The organism is Helicobacter trogontum, from assembly GCF_000765905.2.
GTDB lineage: Bacteria > Campylobacterota > Campylobacteria > Campylobacterales > Helicobacteraceae > Helicobacter_A > Helicobacter_A trogontum.
This window is the reverse complement of the sequence record NZ_JRPL02000006.1, coordinates 17,235-38,441: the sequence shown is the minus strand read 5'-3', so window position 1 is coordinate 38,441 and position 21,207 is coordinate 17,235. Positions and strand designations below refer to the sequence as shown.

The window sequence follows — 21,207 nt, the reverse complement described above, 5'->3', positions numbered from 1 at the left end:
TGTTATTCTCCTTCTTTTGCTTGAAACTCTTTTTCCATTTCTGCTTGCAATTCTGCCATTACTTCTTCTTTCTCATCCTCTGTAGCTGGTAAAGGTTCTGTTCTTACTACATTTTCCTCACCTTCAGCACCATTCATCTCTCGCCCTTCTGTAATTGCATCGCTTATTTCTTTGCAGAAAAGCTGGATAGAGCGAATCGCATCATCATTTCCTGGAATTGGATAGTCAATCAAATCTGGATCACAATTTGTATCAAGTGGCGCAACCACTGGAATACCAAGCTTTCTTGCCTCACCAACTGCAATTCTTTCTTTCAGTGCATCAACAACAAAAAGCATGTCAGGGGCTTTTTTAAGATGTCTTATCCCACCAAGATACTTATTAAGTTTTTCTTTTTTACGCAAAAGCATGAGTTTTTCTTTTTTTGTCAAAAGATCAATTTGTCCGCTTGACTCCATTTCTTCAATAATCTCAAGTTTTCTCACCGATTTTTTAATAGTGCTAAAGTTTGTCAACATACCACCAAGCCAACGATAATTTACATAAGGTGCATTTACTTTTTCAGCATATTCTCTTAGCGTATCGCTTGCTTGCTTTTTTGTCCCTACAAACATAATCACTTTACCCTCACTTGCTGCATCACGTACAACATTATAAGTGTAGCGGAAGTAACGCAATGTCTTTTGTAAATCAATGATATGAATATTTTTGCGTACACCAAATATGAACTTCTTCATTTTTGGATTCCATCTTCTTGTTTGGTGTCCAAAATGTACACCGCATTCCAACAAATCTTTCATAGTAACCATAGCATAAGCTCCTTAAAATTTAATAATAAAATTTTGTGAATTGGTTTTGCCACCATGCCCATTAACCCTTAGTTTGCAACTAAGCTTATCATGAATCTAAGATGTGCAAACAAAGGACAACCAATCTTTAGGATTGACATGTGAGTTTTTCCACAAAGCTAAAATTATACAATAAGATTATGAGTTTTATGATTTTTTATATAAAATTTGTTTTACTACGTCAAACATATAATGTTTGACTTATAATCTTAAATATTGCAGAAAGGTATAACATTGTATTTAGAATCTACATTTCAGTGCTTTAAAAACATAATGCTTAAAGTGCAAATAATAAAACCTTTAAAAATATTTTTATCTAAATCATATTGGGCTGTGCTCATCATATTACTTGCTTCTTAATTTTTTCACTACATTAACATATTACATCATAAACAACCAAACAAGAAAGAAAGCAGAATCACCCCATAGATAGCCATAAAGAAGCTATATCCTCTTAGTTTATTTACATTTTTACAAAATATCATAACCATGTCATTTATAAAATGTAGTTTTTCATTTTTGAATAAAATTTGCTAGAATCTGTTTTATATTCTGCATTTATTTTTGTTGATAATAAATGGGCGACACCAATAAATGTAATATAGATGTGCGTTAGCATTTGGAGGCATTATGGTTGATTATGGCATTAAGTTATGGTCGAATGATGATTTTATTATTGATGATGGCGTGGTCAAGGTGAATTATAAGGTAAAACCCGCACTCATCGATATTGTAAGAGAGGCGAGAGAGAAGGGATATAAAGGACCATTGCTTTTAAGATTTCCGCATTTAATAGAGAATCAAATTACAAAAATTTATGAAGCTTTTCACGCTGCCATTCGGGAGTATCAATATCAGGGCTGCTTTAAAGCGGTATTCCCTCTAAAAGTTAATCAAATGCCAAACTTCGTCTTACCTCTAGTAGAGCTTAGCAACGATAAATGCTATGGTTTGGAAGCTGGAAGCAAATCAGAACTTATCGTGGCTATGGCTTACACAAATAAAGGCAGTCCTATAACAGTGAATGGGTTTAAAGATAAGGAAATGATTTCGCTAGGGTTTATTGCTGCAAATATGGGACATGACATCACGCTCACAATAGAAGGACTAAATGAGCTAAAAACCATTATAGAAATTGCAAGTGAAATGGCAGAACCTTATCCCAATATTGGTCTAAGAATACGTTTGCATAGTGTTGGGACTGGTATTTGGGCAAAGAGTGGTGGTATCACCTCTAAGTTTGGATTAACTTCCACAGAGCTTTTAGAAGCTATGAAGATATTAGAACATTCAAAGCTTTTGCATAAATTCACAATGATACATTTTCACATTGGTAGTCAAATCAGTGATATCTCGCCATTGAAAAAAGCAATTAGAGAGGTTGGCAATATCTATGCAGAGCTTAGAAAAATGGGGGCCAAAAATCTTACTGCAGTAAATATTGGTGGTGGATTGGCGGTGGAATATGCACAGCATGAAAGTATGAATTGTAAAAACTATACTCTAGCTGAATTTAGCGGCGATGTAGTCTTTAGTTTAAAAGAGATTGCTAAGAACAAAAATGAGTTAGAACCTGATATTTTTATAGAATCTGGTCGCTTTATATCCGCTTCACATGCGGTTTTAGTAGCCCCTGTATTAGAACTATTTTCACAAGAATATGAGGAAAGTGCATTAAAGCTGAAGGAAGATTCTAATCCGCCACTTGTAGAAGAACTCAACGACTTATATAATTCTATCACAGAAAAGAATGCAATAGAGTATCTGCATGATAGTCTTGATCATATGGAATCTTTACTTACACTTTTTGATTTAGGATATATTGATTTGCAAGATAGAAGCAATACAGAAGTGCTCGTGCATTTGATTATAAAAAAGGTCATTAAGCTATTAAAGTATAAAAATCATAACGAGATATTGAAAATACAAAAAAGTGTGCAAGAGAGATATTTGCTAAATTGTAGCTTTTTCCAAAGTTTACCTGATTATTGGGGATTAGAGCAAAATTTCCCTGTTATGCCACTTGATAGATTAAATCGTCGTCCAACTCGTGCTGCAAGCCTATGGGATATTACCTGTGATAGTGATGGCGAAATATCATTTAATCCACAAATGCCACTTTTTTTGCACGATGTTGATGTGTCAAAAGAAGAATATTTTTTAGGCTTTTTCCTTGTTGGAGCATATCAAGAGGTGCTAGGCATGCGACATAATCTTTTTACACATCCAACAGAATTTAGCATTATATTTGATGATGAGCTTAATAAGGGGTATGAAATCGCAAATTTACTAGAAGCACAAACAATAGTTGATGTGTTAGATGACTTAGATTATGACACAAAAGAAATTGAAAGAATCTTGAAGCAACACATAGAAGATAGTGATTTAGACGTGGAGACAAAAAAAGCAGTATTAGGAAAACTTTATGTTATGTTAAGTGAAAATGGTTATTTGCGAACCATAAGCCCTCAAGGAGTAATTTAGGAAAATCTTACCCTAGCATTCCACAACAAAAAATCTTAAAATAAATTATCCACACTTGACAATACCCTTTAAATATTAAAAGAAAATAATAATTATTTTCTTTTAATATTTGTAATATATAATACAGCAAAGCTTAATGAAGGAATCAAATGCTCAATTACACATCAGGAGACAAAAAACTTTATGTTTATATTAATAAGAAATTGATTGTTGCAATCTTATGTGGTTGCTATACTAACACTCTGTTGGGACTTAGTCTTAATAATACGCCTAATTCTCATGTATTTTTAGAATCTGCATCAAACAAACATAAGGTGGCAATAAATAATCACATAGAAAAAATACATACCAACACAAACTCCGTAGCTGCAGACACAAAATCACCCTTGCAGCATGAAGCTCATTATAAACGCCTAGATTCTATTGTTACAACAGGTAATGCACTAGCAACCGATGTCTCAAAAATACCAGGTAACATTAGCACAGTTAGTGAACAAGAAATCAATACAACGACAAATAATAAAATAACTGACATTGTTAAAAAACTTGTCAGCGTGCGAATTGACAATGATGTAAGTTTTAATCCACGCCCAAAGATAAAAATACGAGGGATTAACTATGGTACACTTATTATGCTTGATGGTGTTATCTTGACAGATCTGGAGGGCGAAAACCGACTCTTAAATCAAATTTCATTATACGATGTTAAAAGAGTAGAAGTAGCAAGAGGTGCATTTTCAAGTTTATATGGTACAAATGCTATTGGAGGAGTTATTAACTTCATCACTTCTATGCCAAACAAATTCGAAGTTGAAGCATTAGCAGGTTATGGTAATGAATTTATCCCCAATACAGCGGAAAAAAACCTAACAAGATTATATTTTAGTGTTGGTAACGCGTTTCTTGATAAAAAGCTACGTATAAAATTGAGTGCTGGTATGAATAACTCACAAGGTTATACAAGCACTCCAGTTTATCTCACCTCCAAACCAAATGGTATAAATGGAGGCTATTTTGATAAAGCAGGTCGATACATTATTGGTGATGAGGGCAGAAGAGAGTGGCAAATATGGGACACTAGATTAAAAATAGAATATGATCTTTCAGATACCAGTATGCTCTCAAGTATGTTTAGTGTATCAAATCACAATTATACATTTGTGAATCCACGCACATTGATAACAGATTCTAATGGTAAACCAGTCTTTGAAGTGCCAAATAATAACTCAGGGACAATTGATCCATTTGTGGGATCAGGATATGGAGGTTATGGATCATATACGCATTTTTTGGGCAATGTTGTGTATATGAAATATTTTGATGAAGGGGAATTAAGAATCTCACTATCAAGTGTTAATTTATTCAGTCGATGGATCGATGGGTTAAAGGGACAAGCTACACGAGCAGGTGGACTAGGATACACACAAGACATTTATACCTCAAGTAACTATCTTGATGTACTTTATCACACTCATATTAATGAGCAGCATAATATTGCTACTGCACTTCAATTACGCTATTTAAACTTTGATTCACCAAGTTATCATTTAAGTAATTGGAAAGATAAAACAAGTGTCAATAAAAACGCATACCGAGGATATGGGGGTATGTCCTTTGTAGCCTCAAGTTATCTAAATTGGGAAGCTGAATGGCTTGATTCGTTGAGCACAACATTAGGATTGCGTTATGATTACTGGTTGAATTTTCAGGGTTATGTTTTTGGAGCACTTGCCAATGACAAACAACTTAACTTAACAAATAATCACACCTCGCAACTTAGTCCTAAGTTCTCACTCAACTATATGCCATTTTCATGGTGGATATTAAAAACAAGTGTTGGAACAGGGTTTAGAATGCCAACATTGCGTGAACAGTATCAAGCCTCTCATGGCGGAATCGTATGGCTTACATCGCCAAACCTCAAACCAGAAACAGGGATAAGCTTTGAAGTTGGGACAGAATTTAATACAGATCATGGGAATCTAAGCCTGTATTACTTTCAAACAGAACTTTTTAATATGATTTATAGACAAGGTGCAGGAACAAATATTAGTCCTTTTATGTATGCAAATGCAGGATATGGTAGGATTAATGGAGTTGAGTTAAGTTTTCAGATACCAATCTGGAAATCCTTGCGATTTGATGGCAATTATACACTTACTCTAGCAAGAGTTTTAAAAAACCCATCACAGCCAGAATCTATTGGCAAACAATTAGTGGATACTCCAGAGCATATGGCAAATATTAGCTTAAATTATGGAGAAGATAAGGGGTTATATGCGTCTTTATGGGCATACTTTACATCGGCATTTTATAATGATGATATTAATTCGCTACCACTCTATCGCACATTTGGTGAATATGATGCACAATTTACATTAAACGCAAAACTTGGCTATATTTTTAAGAATAACCTTGATCTATCAATGAGCTTTTTAAATATGACTAATAATCGCTATTATGATTTTTATCGTGTAGCAGGTGCGAGTTTCTACATACAAGCACGATATAAATTTGCACATTTATAAAATACCAAATATTTTATAAGTATTATTACAATATGTAGTGTAGATGGTTAATCTCATCTGCATATTCACTAGAATATGCACATACAAACAGGGTTTAGTCCTATAATTTGATAATAATTTAAACAAAAATTGTAAAATAGGGCATCTATTATAGATAATAGACAACAGACTTAATAACTAAGATTGTGATACAAAAAGGATTGAAAATCTTAAACAATATGTGGTATTAAAGAGAGTGACAGGCTAGATCGCAAAGTAAAAGGTATCTAAAAATACGTCTTATATTAAAAAAATACCTTTATTTATTAAAAGCAATGCATGTTGTAGAGTTTGTTTGGAGAGGGGTTGTATGAATTTTATATATAAAAGCATGTTAGGTTTTATAGTATGTTTAAATCTTGTGATAGCAGATTCTAGGCTAGATTCAAAAAGGGGAATAGAATCTAGTCAAACACAAGATTCTGTGAAGCCAACAGATTCCAAGACAAAAAATAAATGGTTAGACGCAACTATAAAGCGTATAAAAATACTCTTCAATCAAAACAACTATGTAGAGGAAGCAAAGTGCGATGAGAACTGGCAAAAAAAAGTTTGTGATGGCAGCATTATGTGTTATGCTACAAAATGTTTTTATCCACAAGCAAATATTGATATGATGCATAGAATCTTCTTAGAAAACCTAGTTTTATACTTAAAACACCATCATACAACAAACGAGAAAGATCGCATCGCACATTTATCTAAGCTTTCTAACCTTGGTTTGCCAAAAGACAATGAAGAGCATAACTACACCTTCATAAATTCATACAATGTAAAGTGCACCTATACGCTCTGGCGAAAAGATGACAAGACGCTTTTTTTTAACCTAAGTGGTTGCTTGAGCAGGGAAAATCAAAGAGTAACACGCACACTCATACAAGATGGTTTAGGAGTAATAGAACTTTATGAGCATGTCGCTTATTAGTATTTCTACCTATTTGGGTAAAAGCATAGATAGGCTACATCTAACTCTATTTTAGATTCTAATAAGATTATAAATCTCTTATAGAAGAGTTTTAGAAACTAAATTTCTATATTTTCATATATTGGCAAATCATAAAATTAACCTATGCGTAAAAATAAAATGATTTTAGATATCCCAGTAATACGTGCTAAACTAAACTATCTAACACAAGTAAGACTTTAATCATTAATCTCAAATGCCTCATGTATATCCACGCCACTTTCAAATCTATAACCTAAAAGTGAGGTTTTCTGACAATGTAGCATGAGTCGTTTTGCCTTGATCTTGCTTGTTTTATTATAAATAATATCTCCAACAATAGGATGTTTAATACTTGCAAGATGAATGCGTATTTGATGAGTTCTACCAGTTGGGATTTGCACAGAGACAAGAGTTGTATATGTAAAAGTTTGCACTGGCGTAACTATGCTTTGTGCATGTAAGCCATGATCATTAATATGGCTTTTTGCTTTAGAATCCTTTTGCGTACTTATCTTTTTTTCAATAACAATTTCTTCATACACTTTACCTTCAATCAGGGCGAAATATACTTTTTCTACCTTTTTCTGTTTAAATGCCTGTATTGCATTTTGACGCATTTTTTCATTTTTTGCAAGTAAAATCACGCCACTTGTATCTTTATCAAGACGATTAATAAGCTTGTAATGTGGATAGGTTTTAAGCAAATTGTAACTTTCAACCCCTACACTCTTATCAAGAGCTACTATATCATTATCTTCAAATATCACGGCACAAGGTGTAGTAAGGACATCAAATTTGGTATTAAGTGGCAGCAATGTGCGTGCTATAAGCAGCCTTTTACCTTTAACACTCACTCTACCAGAATCGATTAAATCTTTTGCCTTATTAGTAGAAATGTTACATTGCAGAGCAAGCAATTTATAAGCCTTTGTGCCTTGCATTATTTGTGTGTGTTGAGTTTTTTTTGCTGTAACTGCGGATTGCGTTTGTGTAATAGTTGCACCTTTTTTATGATAGCTGTTGCGATTTTGAGTTATATTTGTATTTTTTTTAGCAACATAAGTTTTATTTCTTGAGGTTTGTCGCGTACTTTTTTGTGTTTTTTTGTGTTCCATAATTATCCTTTTAGAATCTTACTTTAACCAAGTGGTTTTACCTCAAGGAAGCTCCACCAATACCATACAGAAAAAAGCGTAACACACACAATACCAACAAGACTTAGTAAAAAGCCAAATCGTATCATGTCCCATGCTTTAATGCCACCTTGTGCAAATACTATAGCATTTGGTGGAGTACTGATTGGAATCATAAATGAAAAACTTGCACAGATTGTTATAACAAGCATAAGTAAAACACGCGAAGCATCACTCAAAAATGACTGGGTCGCAACCTCTATAATAGGCAGCAATATAGCAATCAGTGCTGTAGTTGATAAAAATCCTGTAGCAACAATCGCAAATACACATGCAAGAAAGATTAAAACAATGAGAGGCAAACCATCAAAATGTGCAAAAAACGATACAAATGCACCCCCAAGTTCTGCTTGTGAAAATGCAGTGGCAATACAAAATCCAGCACCAAATAAAAAGATAATTTCATAAGGTATAGACTTTGTATCATCCCAATCTAAAAAACCTATCTTTGGGATAAACATCATTAATCCAAAAGCAAGTAAAACAATATTTTCATTAAAACCAATCCCATCATAAAATGGTCTTATAGGGGAGTTTAAAAGCAATATGACAAGCAATGCAGCAATAAACACTAAAAGTCTTTTATGAGTTCCATTCACATAAACAGAATCAAATACACTAAGATTGAGTGCTTGATCACTCACACCATAAGACAGAATTTTTATCATCATAAATAGCATTAAAAAGGTCAATGGTGCCATCATAAAGATCCATGTTGTAAAGCTAATACCGCTTAAACCCTGAGATTCTAAAAAACCAAGATAAATAAGATTTGGTGGGCTTCCAATAGGTGTAGTAATGCCGCTAATGCTTGCACCAAAAGCTACTGCAAGTAAAAATCTTGTGCGTAAAACCTTATTATCTGTAATTGACATTGCAACAGGTAATAACAAAAGTGCAACCGTGGAGTTTGAAAGGGCTGTCCCAAGCGTCACAGATGCTACACCTAAAGCAGAAATAACGCCTTTTGTATTATTGGGGAATCGTGCTAAAAACCATTTGGCTATAACTTTATGCAATCCTATCTTCTCTGTTGCAGTTGCTATCATAAAACCGCCTAAAAAAAGATAGATAATGGGATTTGCATAATTTGCTGTTGCACTTTTTGTGTCTAAGATCCCAAAACTTGGAAATAGAATAATAGGAAGCAAGGATACAACACCCATAGGCAAAGCTTTATTTGTCCAAAGCGTTATAAGTAAGCCCATAATACCAATAAGCATTGAAACCTTTAATGTTGCATGTAAATAAAAATATGCAAAACAAAAAACAATCACACCTAGAACAAGAGATAGTCCAACACCAAGTAAAACATTTATAATTTTATCTTGTGATTTTGTTTCTTGTGGCATATCCGTTTGCAAGTCTTTGGATTCTGCATTATCTGTAGAAGATAGATTCTGTGTTGTCTGTTTGGTGCTTCTTATAGATTCTGTATCATCATCTGTATTCAGCATAGAATCTAAATTTTCTGGTATTTGCGTGGTCGCAGGGCTTAGGGGGCACTTCTTAGAATCTAAATCGTTTTTAGTATTTGAGTGTTTATCTTGCATAAAACCCCTTTATCAAATTAAAAATAAAATTATAACAAAAAGTGTTGAAAAAAGGGGATTATTGGGTTGCTACACATAAATCCTACATACATAAACCCAAACGCCTATCATGTATAAGTCAAAAGCAACGCAGTAATAGCATATACAAAATATAAAATCCCATCAAGCATTTTAATACGCCATGAATAAATTGGCGTCAATAAATAGATAATAAAAAGCACAAAACCTAACGACAAAAGAACATAAATATCGCGTAAATGCAACACAGAAAGCACAATATATGAAGCAATAACAAAAAGTGTATTCACAAGCAAATACTTTAAACGCAACATAACAATACAAAAATGTAAAATCACCACAATAAATAAAAAGCCATTTTCAAAAAATGGATTATGAGATAAGGATTCTGGAAGCTTCAAATCAAATACAGAGGTAACAAGGATGTATAACCCACTCATTACCACAGCAATGAGGAGACTTACAAAAAGCCATGAAGTTTGCCCTGCAGTTGCACTATCCATACCACTTTTTTCAAGACTATATTTTAATGGCGTGTATAACGGGATACCGCTTTTTTCTCCCTCATTGTCCTTTTTCACCCTTTTTTTAATTGGCATATTTCTCTCCTATCTTAAGATTTTATTTCATACCAAATGATAATACTTTTTTTAAGCCATCACTCACACTCATTGAAGACTTTTTTAATTTATTTTTATGAATCCTTAATAGAAGTCCTGAAGTAGGTGGGGTAAGCGGACAAAATACCCAAAAATATTCACCCTCTTCTTTTGTAATAAAGCCTAAAATCTCACCCTCTCCAATAGTTACATAGGCAACACCCAAATACTTGTCCTTTGAACTACCTCCTATCATACTCACTAAATCCTTGATCGTATAATACACACTTCCCATAATAGGAATCTTAGATAATGCCCACTCGCCCAATTTAATAAAAATTGCATTTTGACGCTTTTCAAATTTATAGCCAATGTAAAGAATGAGAGAAAACATAACTAAAATTAATCCCACGCTTACAACAATGCTAGGGATTGTTGTATCAAGATTCTCATTTGCTACTTTTTTGACAACAAAATGAACCATATCAAGTATAAGAACCCATATACCCTCCAAAATTCCAAACAGAAAAAAAAGTAACCACACTACAACCGCAAATGGTAAAATAACCATTATACCTTTACCTAAGATTCTAAATATTACACTCATATATTCCCTCACTATAAACTATTAATCATTAATTTTATTGCATGTTTGATGAATAAGCACTGCCTTTAAACTCAATGTATTAAAATCGACATCATTTATTTGAATCTGTACAACTTCGTGCATATTTACAAGACAATCTTGACAAGCAATCTCAACACTACAATAACCAACTTGATGTAAAGGAAAACCATAAGCAATATTTTTTCTCACCATAAATACAAGGGCTTCATCATTAAAAGGCAATATGCTCTGTGCATATCTAAGCATCTTTAAACGTTTGTAATATGATTCTATAGAATCAAATTGCACTTCTCTTTTATTAATGTGTGCTAATATGGTTTTTGTTTCACGCATAATATATTGCAATGCCTTTGTATTATTTTGCAGATGTGCAGTAATTAAGCGATGTGCTAAAAGATCGCTATAACGACGAATAGGGGATGTAAAATGTGTATAAGAGGAGAAACCTAACCCAAAATGTCCAATGTTATTACTCATGTAATTTGCTTTAGCAAAATGCCTTACAATACAAAAATCTACAATATGTCTTTTATTTTTTCTTATTGCCTCTTTTTGCAATGCTTGTAAATTAAAAAGAATATTATTGCCTACTTTTTTATGTTTTTTACCCTGTTTACATGCAGATATATTGATATGCGATAAAACATGTAAAAGCTTATAAAAATCTCTTTTATTTGGTGCGGCATGATTACGATAGATTCCATGTTGTATAGTGTGAAGATACATTGCACTTGCTTGATTTGCAAGTAACATTGCCTCCTCCACAAGCATATGAGAAATCTCTTTGTTTTCTAACGTTATGGATTCTAGTTCTTCATTATCATCTACTTTTATGGAGAAATCTCTTAACGCTAAATCAATTCCATTTTTCATACGCTTTTTATACAGCAAAACTGCAAGCTTTGAAAATGCAAGCAAAGATTCTCTAATCGCTTGATTTTTTATAGTTTCAATGCCTATGCCTGCTTGAGTAAAGCTAGAATCTGCCATAATTTCTGAAACCAAAGCAGATGAGTGTTTTGCTTGTGCTATAGATAAATGCTTAGTATCTCTAGATTCTAAAAAATAGCTCACTTGCTTATAATGGAGCGAAGCTTTGGAGCAAATAAGTGCTTGAAAAATCTGTGCATGTAAAACCGTAGCATTTCTTTTATGTAGTTTTAAAGCCCAAATCAAAGCCAATCTATTTTCATTAGGCTTTAGCGAACAAGCATGTGCACTAAGGCTTGGTGGCAACATGGGGAAAACCTCATTTGGGAAATAAAGACTAAAAGCTTTTTCTCTTGCCTCTTTATCCAAAACACTATCCATAGGGACATAGCTACTTACATCAGCAATTGCCACATATAAAATGCTATTTTTAGAATCATAATATATTGCATCATCATGATCCTTTGCATTTATGGGATCAATCGTGCAGAAAGGAAGATGTGTTAAGTCATAGCGAAGTGTTGTATCTAATTGCTTTTTTATGTGATTTTTTGGCAACTTTACAGATTCTGTATTTATAAGGCTTGTCGCCATGTTTTCTGCTTCATTTAAAGCTTTTTGACTAAAGTCTTTTGGTGTATAATCATTAACATAGAGTGATATTTCTTTGTCTTGTTTACCTTGTAAGAGACTACCTAAAACTTCTACTATCTCATTATCTCCATTGACTGCTATAAGTGTAAATTTTGGTAGCATTTTTAATGCTTTTTGTGTTGCTTTCACAGGCAAAATCATACGGGTATTAAGGGCTTGTGCTACAACTTTGCCTCTTCTTTCTGTAATCATGCAAATATGTCTTGCTGTATTGCTAGGTTGCACATGATTATGTCTTTTGACATCTTTTTCTATATTGGCTACATATTGATTTGTATTTGCATAATGTAGATTTTTATATATTATTGCATGTAGGCTATGTTTATATTGTAATTTTAATTGCATAACCTTTTTATAATCTGATTTTGGGATACTTTGATACTTTTTAGAATCTTGTTTTACCTTAATAAGCAATAAATCATATAATTGTAATGGTTTTTTTGAAGTCAATGTCACAAAGTAAATATATGGACTTGTCCTTATAGAATCTTCATTAGAAGCTACAGATGATTTGGCTAATGGTAGAAAAAAAGCCTCTATAAGCATAAGTTTATAAGAAATTTCTTGATCTGTTTGCAAAACCTTCTCAAGCTTTGCAATCACCACACACCTTACATTTTTTGCCAATGAACAATGCTCACCCCTTACAGAGATAAGCGTATTTTGACACTCTTTTAATATTGCCTTTATAGGTTTGCTAATCTTAATGCGTGTTTTGCTTAAAGCATGAAAAAGTGTAAGTTTTTTTACATACTCTTTTATTGACAACCTACGCATTCCATATCTCTGTTGACCACGTCATCGGTTTCTTTGCTTTGCGAACGTAAATAATAAGTAGATTTTAGTCCCAAACTCCATGCAAGCATGTAAATCTCATGCAGTTGCTTTCCACTCACAGAGTCAAGCCGTATAAATATATTGAGACTTTGCCCTTGATCGATCCACTTTTGACGAATAGCTGCTGCACGCACAAGATCGTGTTGATTGAGAGAATAAGCTGATGGATAATAATTCATAGTCTCAAGCGTAAGATTTGGCACAACACTTTTAATCATTCCGCTTAGATTCTCTTCATGCCATATCTGTTTATAAATGGGCTCAATGGTCTGTGTTGTCCCAACAAGTATGCTAATAGAGCTTGTCGGAGCAATTGCCATTAAATAGCCATTTCTCATACCCTGATTCTTTACTAATGCCCGTAAGGAATCCCAATCATAATAAAAGCTTCTCTCTATAATTTGTTTAGCCTTCTCATTTGCCTTGTCAATAGGAAAGATTCCTTTACTCCAATTTGAGCCCTCATAGGTAGGATATGCACCTCTTTCTGTTGCAAGCATTGAACTTGCTTTAATCGCATTGTAGCTAATTGCTTCCATAATGCCATCAATGAGATTAAAGTGTGCTTCACTTCCCCATGAGATAAGCTTACTAGCAAGCAATTCAGCCTCTCCCATCACACCCAGACCTATCGCACGATTTGCCATATTAGTTACTTTCACCTTGCGACTTGGGTAAAAATTTAGATCAATCACATTATCAAGCATACGCACTGCAATAGGCACAATTCTTTCAATATCTGCATGTGTATGAATCTTGCTAAGATTAATACTAGCAAGATTACATACAGCAGTTTGCCCACCTGTTTGCACTCTTTGCGTATTAAATATTTTTTTGCCATTTAATGAATCTATGCTTGTGAGTTTGTTTGCCCTCTTTGTTACACCGCTATCAACACATACCTCATCACGCTCTTCTAAATAGATTTTTTCTCCATCATTAAATTCCACTTCGACTTGATAATGGCTTGGTTCTGTATTTTGAAAAATCTCTGTGCATAGATTGCTGCTACGAATAATACCGCTATGTGCGTTTGGATTTGCCTTATTTGCACTATCTTTGAAGCAAAGAAATGGGAGTCCTGTTTCAAAATAGCTATTTAGAATCTTTTTCCACAAGTCCTTTGCAGGCATACTTGAAACCACCATATTAGGTGTTCTTTCTAACTCTTCATATCTTTTCTTAAACTCATCTCCATAAAGATTTGTCAATTCTCTGCATGCATACGGATCAAAGAAACTCCATTGAGCATCTGCTAATACTCTCTCCATAAACAAATCACAAACCCAAAGTGCTGGAAATAAGTCATGCGTCCTGCGTCTTTCTTCTCCGCTATTTTTACGCAACTCAATAAACTCTGGTACATCATTATGCCATATCTCAATATATGTTGCTATTGCACCTTTTCTTGTGCCAAGCTGATCTACTGCGATGGCAATATCATTTGTAATTTTTAAAAATGGAATAATTCCTCCAGCCGCATTTTTATGTCCATCAATAAAACTACCAATGGTTCTTACTTGTGAAAAATCCCAACCAATACCACCACCATATTTGCTAAGCAACGCCATTTCTTTATATGAATCAAAAATTCCCTCAATATTATCAGGCGTACTGCCAATATAGCATGAGCTCAACTGATGTCTTGTAGTGCGTGCATTTGAAAGTGTAGGCGTAGCACACATGACTTCAAAGTTAGACAACGCGTCATAAAACTTTATCGCCCATGCATTACAATCATCTTCATTCTGTGCTAGAAACATGGCTATTGCCATAAACATATGTTGAGGCAACTCAATGGGTTTGCCATTAGAATCTTTTAACAAATACCTATCATAAAGAGTTTTGATACCTAAATAATTAAATTGCAAATCTCTATCAGTTACAATTTTAGAGTTCAATAAATCTAGATCAAACTTTTCTTTCAAACCTTTTAGAAGTTTGCCTTCTCTTTCTCCAACTTCAAAATAATCACGCAAATGCCTATATCCAGTAAAGCGACTCACACGATGATATAAATCATAGAGAAAAAGTCGTGCTGCAACAAAGGTCCAATTTGGACTTGCGACATCGATTTTATCAACCGCAGTCTTTATCAATGTCTCTTGTATCTTCTCTGTTGTGATGCCATCATAAAACTGCAACTTAGCATCAACTTCAAGCTCGCTTTGACTTGTCCCGCTTAGCCCCTCTACCGCACTTGAGGTATGCTTTTGAATCTTTGTAATGTCAAGTTCTTCTGTTGAGCCATTTCTTTTTGTTACATATTTTGTCTGCACGAAAACCCCTTATATGATTCTCACAAGCTCATCTAAAGACATGCGAAGTCTTTTGCTTTGCGGCATATCTCGATACCCAAGACACAAAAGAAGGCTAACTTGCTCTTTAAAGCTATCAATCTCTAAAACAGATTCTAAAGCCTTTTTATCAAAACCCTCGAGCATACACGAATCAATACCCAAAAATGCTGCATGATTCATCATTGTAGTTGCCATAATATAGGCTTGATGACCACTCCATAAACCTAACTTCTCTAGATCTGCTGTATAGCCCAATGTCTCTAATTTTCTTTGCCCATAACGCTCATATGCATAATGCTTGATTTCTTCTTGTGTTTTTAATCGGCGAGAAAATTTATTGATAATATAGTTTGTATGCGGAAGCATATCAACTTTTAGTGATGTATAAATGATCACAGAAGACGCATCAACTATTTGATTTTGTCCCCAACAAGCCTCTTTTACTTTTTCTCGCATAGAACAAGATTCTACAAGAATCATACGCGTAGGCTCTAGTCCAAAAGAGCTTGGTGCAAGCCTACCTGATTCTAAAATCGCTTGAAACTCATCATCTGGAATCTTCTTTGTTTTATCAAAAATCTTGCAAGCAAAACGAGATTGCATTGCTTGTAAAAAAATATCATTTTTCATGCTTAACCTCTGTATAAATTAAATAAAATAAAAGCGTATTGTATCTAAAGTATCTAAAAATTCATTTAAACTTATTTTGTTAATACCCCAAATGCAAAACATAACAACAAGACACATTTTTGCAGTTTAAGTTAATATTTCTTACAAGCCCTATTTTGTTGTAACGTTATTTAGGAGGAATTAAATCGCATTTATAGCATTTGAAAAATATATTGATTGGATATTGCAGACAACAAAAGTTTGTGCTTAGGTTAATCTTGGTGTTAAATAACACAAGCTAATAACACAGATTATCTATGTTAAACAATTACAATTATGCCTATCATTTTTTTATGAATATGTCTACCATTTTTATGACAAAGTCACAAAACCTTGAAAATTGTTTTTCTTTCTTGTATAATTTCAACAAGAAGCTTTAATAAAACAAGGAGAGGGGATTATTCATGAATAAATATAAAAAGTACTTAATTTCGGGTATATTCATCAGTACAATTAGTCTTACAGCAGTAAATGCAGCAGAGCAAAATAATGGTGCATTTTTAGGTTTCAACGTGGGCGGTGCAATAACTGGACAATTTAGCAATGGTGCTTCATTAAATTCTTCAGTTGCAATTGGTTTAAAAGGTGGGTATCAAGCTTTTTTCTATGATAAAATCGGTGCGAGATTCTATCTGTCTGGTATTAGTTCGTTTGGTTTAATCACTGTATCTAGCCCAAATCCTACCATGAATGTAAACCTTAGTATAATGGCAGACCTAAATGGTGATATGTTATTTGATTTTGTTAGTGATGATGATTTTACAACAGGGGCGTATGTCGGTTTTTTTGGTGGGACACTTATTCACACGCCAATTTATGTACCTGCTGGAGGAACAGCAAGTGCGACTACTATTGCCACAACCTTAGGTTTTAATGTTGGATCAAGAACATCCATTAGAGCTCATCATGAATTTGACATTGGTGCAAAATTAGGCGTAGCATTCAATACAGAAGGACAACAAGCAAGCGTGGGTGCAGCAATCTATCTAGGGGCATCTTATTCCTACAAATTCTAAATTATCTTATATTAATTTGGGCTTCAAAAAGTTTTTTATATCTCAACACTATCAACATGTTTTATGTCACTAGGCATAAAATATCGTTACTACAGGGTTTTTACTTGCAGACAATTCAACAAAGATATTAAAATCGATATCCTCCTTGGATAAAAAATTGTCGTCCTACTTCATAAACAGGTATAGCAGTCATCCCTGCAGTAGAAGAAAAACTTAGACTTGCAATAGCAATATTTTTTGCATCCAACACATTAAAAATGTCAAGATTCACATAAGCTATATTGCCCTTTCCCATATCAAATTCCACACCAAAACGCATATCCCAAGTAAATGCACCAGGTACCGCAAAGAGTTTAAAGGTATCCACCTTTGTTAAAACCCCATCAATCACAAAACTATCTTTATCTGACTCTTTAGTAACAGCGCTCATCGCATCATATCCAGCACGATAACGAAAAAAATTATTCCATAAGAATTTATACCGAGAAAACGCATAGCTATGAGTAGTATTAAGCCGTAACGTATAGGGACGCACAAAGTTTTCTGCAGGTCTATCTGCATAGCGGATAAGTTTGCCATCATAACTTATCCATTGATTTGCCAATTCTCCATTTGTTAATATATCTGTATAATCAGCATAATTACGATACACACCCGTCCAATCAAATGCAAATAAATATTGATGCTTTATGCCAAATGTATCAATTACTCGATTATTTTGTAAGCTAATACTCACCACATCTGTATCACTTCGCCCATCATTTGTATATACATAACGCAAATCTTTTGTAAGATTAATATTACTGCTACAATTCAGTGTGCTTATATTGCCGCTTGGATCTTTACATGCTCTTCTTATCTCATCTCGTCCAAATCTATGAATATATTTTGCACTAAGATTAAATATATAAATTTGTTGTGAGATACCAGCCATAAGCTCATCAGCATAAGGGACTTTGATTTGTGAAAAATTTGTATCATTTTTATTTTGTGTTGCTGTTGCTCCCTCCCAACTTTGCAAATAATCATTGCGAGTAAGTGTGTATTCCAAACTCGATCGCCCATCCATTAAGGCGTAGGCAAAAAGATTGCGTCCATAATAACGATTTGCTCCAAAGCTAAATGTTGTAGCAAACTTACTGGAATCATAACTCCATGGAGCAACATAAGTAAGACTTAGTCGCGGTGCTATTGGAGCCTTGTTCATATAAGTATCATAATCAAGTCTTATACCAAAACGCAGAAGTAAATCACCATAATTCTTAAGATCAATCTTCATAGAATCTTCGATAAACATTGCCATATTAATATTGTGCAATGCAATAATACCTGCTTTATAAAGCGTGGCTCTATACATGTATTGCCCATTATTATTTTGCCATACACCTTGTTGGCTTGCTGGGAGCTTGCTTGTATCTACAATACCATTGGAACACCAAAAAAACTCACTACACACTTCTCCATTTTTAAGCGGTTTTGTATAAGCAGATCCGCTAAAAAGCGTATCTTCTCTTCTTTCATAAAAGGCGTATGTATAGCCAGTTTCTAATCCGACATTAAAAAGATTCTCAAAAAAACTTATAGTAATTGGCTCAAACTGCTGTGTAACCTTTAAATCAAATTTTGCTTGTGAATTATCGACATTGCCATAACCGCCCTCGCTTTGATTGCCATTTGGATTCCAATTCTTATCGCTACTATACTTCCAACCTCTCATATGCTGCTCACTACCACTACGGGAATTTTCCATATAGTTAAAACTGCTTTGTGCATTTAATATACCTAATCCATTTTGATAAGTTGTTTTTAAACCAAGTTGATGTCCGCCACTTTGTAAGTAAAAATCAGAATCTCGAGTATTTACAATGAAATATTCATTATATTGCGGTGCATACGCATAACTACTCTCAATCTGGACATTTTCTCCAATATCATAATAACCTTTGATAAAAAAGTTATAACTCTGTCGTTTTTGAGTTTTCCTTGTGCTATCTGTCGTTGTCTCATTTTGACTTGAAACATAAGCATTAAGCGGGATAAAGCTTTGCGTAGTTGTAAAACTTGCAATTATTCCTGCATTATCACTAAATTTAGATTCTATGCTTGATCTGATTGCATGTTTTATAAAGTTTGGTTGAGCACCTGCGGAAGTGGAGTTCAGAAAGTCTGCATAACTTTGTGAATTGCTCTCATAAATATGATAGTTAGTAAGCGAAAACATATCTTTAGCAGCATTACCCTGTGTTATTTGATAACTAATATTTGCACCAAATTTCTTTGCAGGACGCCTTGTATTTGCTTCTACAACACCACCTGTAAAACCACCATAAGCAGCAGAGATATTAGAATCTTGCACTTGAATAGATTCTAAAAGACTAGTGTCAATGTTTAATCCTTGACTTCTGCCTGGTAGTGCTGTTGCACTGGAGGGATTACTCCCTTTTGAACCTGCAGGATCTAAGTCATTATTCATATTAAAGCCATCTAACTGAAAGTTATTTTGATAAAAAAGCCCTCCACTAATGCTAATATTTGCTGGATCTATCTCGCCAGGCGTAGAAGATTTTAGTTGTGCATTATCAAACTGCACATTAGGAAGTATTCTTAAAATTGAGGTTATATCTCCATTTCCATTAGGATTAGAATCTAATAGGCTTTGATTAAGTTTGGATCCACTCTGATAAGTTTTTAATTTACTGCTAGTTGCAACAACTGCATTCACCCTGCGTGAGTTCTCCTTTACATCTTGCAAAGCTATACTCTTACTTTCTTCTGCATGGGCAAGATACACGAATATTGAGATTATCAGAATATAATATCTTTTTATTAAATGTTGCAAAATAATCCTTTAGTAATTTAAAAAAAAGAATTATTCCTATTATTATATTAATGTATGCTTAAAAACTATGCAAATTATTATTATTATTTTAAAAAATACATTCACAAACGTGATAAGTGATAACTGATGGGTCAAAATGACAACAAAGGTATTTTAGTATGCTATGATTGCAATATCTCCACCAAGGACATAATTATGCAAGCAACACTCCCTCAAAGTGAATTTCTAGAACCTCATATTCTCGCACAATACCTTTCAGCAGACAAAATCACTTTGCTTGATGAATTAATACATAAAGCTAAAGAGAGCAATCTTAAAAGTAAGCATGTATATAAAATGTTTCATGGAATCTTTGCCTGTGGCAATCTATCATTGCTTAAAAAGCCAAAAGTAGCCATCATAGGCACACGAACACCAAATCAATATACAAAGCAAATAACCGCACAACTAGCTAACATGCTTTCACAAAAAGGCTTTGTAATTGTAAGTGGTGGAGCTATTGGCATTGACTCCATCGCACATGTAAATGCAAATAATAATGCTATTTTGATCTTACCATGTGGGATTGATACAACCTACCCTAAAGAAAACCATCATTTAATCAATACATTAAAACAAAAGGCACTAGTCTTAAGCGAATATAGCGACTCGCATAAACCTATGAAACATACATTCTTAGAAAGAAATCGTCTAATAATTGCATGGAGTGATGTCATAATTATACCTCAAGCGGATATAAAAAGCGGCTCAAGCTCATCAGCAAACCTAGCTATAACACTGCAAAAACCTCTTTTTGTATTACCTCATCGACTGCATGAAAGTCGTGGTACACAGGAGTTATTACAAACACAAAAAGCACAATGTATTTATGATATAGAATCTTTTGTGAAGAATATGTGTGAAATTTATAATATAACACACGAGCAAACACTAAAAGATCCAATCTTGGAGTTTGCACATGCAAATGGATTATTTGAAGATGCTATTAGATTATTTGGAGATTCTGTCTTTACATATGAATTAGAAGGAAAGATTAAACGCAATGGTTTATACATTGTACCTTGCTAATGTGATATATGAATATAATAAATTTCTTTGAATCTCATAACCTACAGAACTAGACAAT

General features: G+C 33.8%; 14 protein-coding genes. 5 read left to right on the top strand and 9 right to left on the bottom strand.

Features of this window, described 5'->3' with window-relative positions; all coding sequences use genetic code 11:
- Positions 1-2: 2 nt before the first annotated feature.
- Positions 3-809, bottom strand: a complete 807-nt coding sequence (gene rpsB, locus LS81_RS03900) for a 30S ribosomal protein S2 (RefSeq protein ID WP_034344305.1) — start codon at positions 807-809, stop codon at positions 3-5.
- Between the two features lie 669 nt (positions 810-1,478).
- Between rpsB and speA the strand changes: the two genes are divergently transcribed.
- The 3 genes from speA (at position 1,479) to LS81_RS03885 (ending at position 6,824) form a co-directional block, all read left to right on the top strand.
- Positions 1,479-3,332 carry an arginine decarboxylase gene (speA, locus tag LS81_RS03895; protein ID WP_034318971.1) on the top strand — a complete coding sequence of 618 codons (1,854 nt, stop codon included), beginning with the start codon at positions 1,479-1,481 and terminating at the stop codon, positions 3,330-3,332.
- 149 nt (positions 3,333-3,481) lie between these two features.
- The gene (locus LS81_RS03890) at positions 3,482-5,860 is read left to right on the top strand and encodes a TonB-dependent receptor (protein WP_104696489.1); all 2,379 of its coding nucleotides are present in this window, start codon (positions 3,482-3,484) and stop codon (positions 5,858-5,860) included.
- A gap of 349 nt (positions 5,861-6,209) precedes the next feature.
- On the top strand, positions 6,210-6,824 hold the full coding sequence (locus LS81_RS03885; RefSeq protein ID WP_034344311.1) for a hypothetical protein: 615 nt from the start codon (positions 6,210-6,212) through the stop codon (positions 6,822-6,824).
- A 218-nt stretch (positions 6,825-7,042) separates the two neighbouring features.
- Here the strand turns inward: LS81_RS03885 and LS81_RS03880 are convergent, their stop codons facing one another.
- The 7 genes from LS81_RS03880 to LS81_RS03850 form a co-directional block, all read right to left on the bottom strand.
- Entirely contained in the window at positions 7,043-7,786 is a 744-nt protein-coding gene (locus tag LS81_RS03880; protein ID WP_034346891.1) for an RluA family pseudouridine synthase, read from the bottom strand.
- A 197-nt stretch (positions 7,787-7,983) separates the two neighbouring features.
- Complete coding sequence (locus LS81_RS03875) at positions 7,984-9,495, bottom strand: SLC13 family permease (protein WP_034346893.1); 1,512 nt, start codon at positions 9,493-9,495, stop codon at positions 7,984-7,986.
- A gap of 203 nt (positions 9,496-9,698) precedes the next feature.
- Positions 9,699-10,208, bottom strand: a complete 510-nt coding sequence (locus LS81_RS03870; RefSeq protein WP_034344314.1) for a hypothetical protein — start codon at positions 10,206-10,208, stop codon at positions 9,699-9,701.
- 22 nt (positions 10,209-10,230) lie between these two features.
- On the bottom strand, positions 10,231-10,815 hold the full coding sequence (locus LS81_RS03865; RefSeq protein WP_034344315.1) for a DUF502 domain-containing protein: 585 nt from the start codon (positions 10,813-10,815) through the stop codon (positions 10,231-10,233).
- A 21-nt stretch (positions 10,816-10,836) separates the two neighbouring features.
- A complete protein-coding gene (locus tag LS81_RS03860; protein WP_081955864.1) occupies positions 10,837-13,197 on the bottom strand; it encodes an RNB domain-containing ribonuclease in 2,361 nt (786 codons plus the stop codon).
- Positions 13,179-15,536, bottom strand: coding sequence for a ribonucleoside-diphosphate reductase subunit alpha (locus LS81_RS03855; RefSeq protein ID WP_034344318.1), 2,358 nt, complete (start codon positions 15,534-15,536; stop codon positions 13,179-13,181). Before LS81_RS03855 ends, LS81_RS03860 begins: the two co-directional genes overlap by 19 nt.
- Positions 15,537-15,545: 9 nt before the next feature.
- Positions 15,546-16,187, bottom strand: coding sequence for an NAD(P)H-dependent oxidoreductase (locus LS81_RS03850; protein WP_034344321.1), 642 nt, complete (start codon positions 16,185-16,187; stop codon positions 15,546-15,548).
- A 443-nt stretch (positions 16,188-16,630) separates the two neighbouring features.
- Between LS81_RS03850 and LS81_RS03845 the strand changes: the two genes are divergently transcribed.
- The gene (locus LS81_RS03845) at positions 16,631-17,242 is read left to right on the top strand and encodes an outer membrane beta-barrel protein (RefSeq protein WP_034344322.1); all 612 of its coding nucleotides are present in this window, start codon (positions 16,631-16,633) and stop codon (positions 17,240-17,242) included.
- A 127-nt stretch (positions 17,243-17,369) separates the two neighbouring features.
- On the opposite strand, the gene LS81_RS03840 is transcribed toward LS81_RS03845, so the two are convergent.
- The gene (locus tag LS81_RS03840) at positions 17,370-20,081 is read right to left on the bottom strand and encodes a TonB-dependent receptor (RefSeq protein WP_034344325.1); all 2,712 of its coding nucleotides are present in this window, start codon (positions 20,079-20,081) and stop codon (positions 17,370-17,372) included.
- A gap of 195 nt (positions 20,082-20,276) precedes the next feature.
- Here LS81_RS03840 and LS81_RS03835 point away from each other — a divergent pair, with 195 nt between their 5' ends.
- A complete protein-coding gene (locus LS81_RS03835; protein ID WP_034344326.1) occupies positions 20,277-21,149 on the top strand; it encodes a DNA-processing protein DprA in 873 nt (290 codons plus the stop codon).
- Positions 21,150-21,207 lie beyond the last annotated feature (58 nt).

Coding starts and splice junctions, on each gene's coding strand:
- rpsB (WP_034344305.1), bottom strand. CDS start 809: ATGGTTACTATGAAAGATTTGTTGGAATGCGGTGTACATTTTGGACAC.
- speA (WP_034318971.1), top strand. CDS start 1,479: ATGGTTGATTATGGCATTAAGTTATGGTCGAATGATGATTTTATTATT.
- LS81_RS03890 (WP_104696489.1), top strand. CDS start 3,482: ATGCTCAATTACACATCAGGAGACAAAAAACTTTATGTTTATATTAAT.
- LS81_RS03885 (WP_034344311.1), top strand. CDS start 6,210: ATGAATTTTATATATAAAAGCATGTTAGGTTTTATAGTATGTTTAAAT.
- LS81_RS03880 (WP_034346891.1), bottom strand. CDS start 7,786: ATGCAAGGCACAAAGGCTTATAAATTGCTTGCTCTGCAATGTAACATT.
- LS81_RS03875 (WP_034346893.1), bottom strand. CDS start 9,495: ATGCTGAATACAGATGATGATACAGAATCTATAAGAAGCACCAAACAG.
- LS81_RS03870 (WP_034344314.1), bottom strand. CDS start 10,208: ATGCCAATTAAAAAAAGGGTGAAAAAGGACAATGAGGGAGAAAAAAGC.
- LS81_RS03865 (WP_034344315.1), bottom strand. CDS start 10,815: ATGAGTGTAATATTTAGAATCTTAGGTAAAGGTATAATGGTTATTTTA.
- LS81_RS03860 (WP_081955864.1), bottom strand. CDS start 13,197: ATGCGTAGGTTGTCAATAAAAGAGTATGTAAAAAAACTTACACTTTTT.
- LS81_RS03850 (WP_034344321.1), bottom strand. CDS start 16,187: ATGAAAAATGATATTTTTTTACAAGCAATGCAATCTCGTTTTGCTTGC.
- LS81_RS03845 (WP_034344322.1), top strand. CDS start 16,631: ATGAATAAATATAAAAAGTACTTAATTTCGGGTATATTCATCAGTACA.
- LS81_RS03835 (WP_034344326.1), top strand. CDS start 20,277: ATGCAAGCAACACTCCCTCAAAGTGAATTTCTAGAACCTCATATTCTC.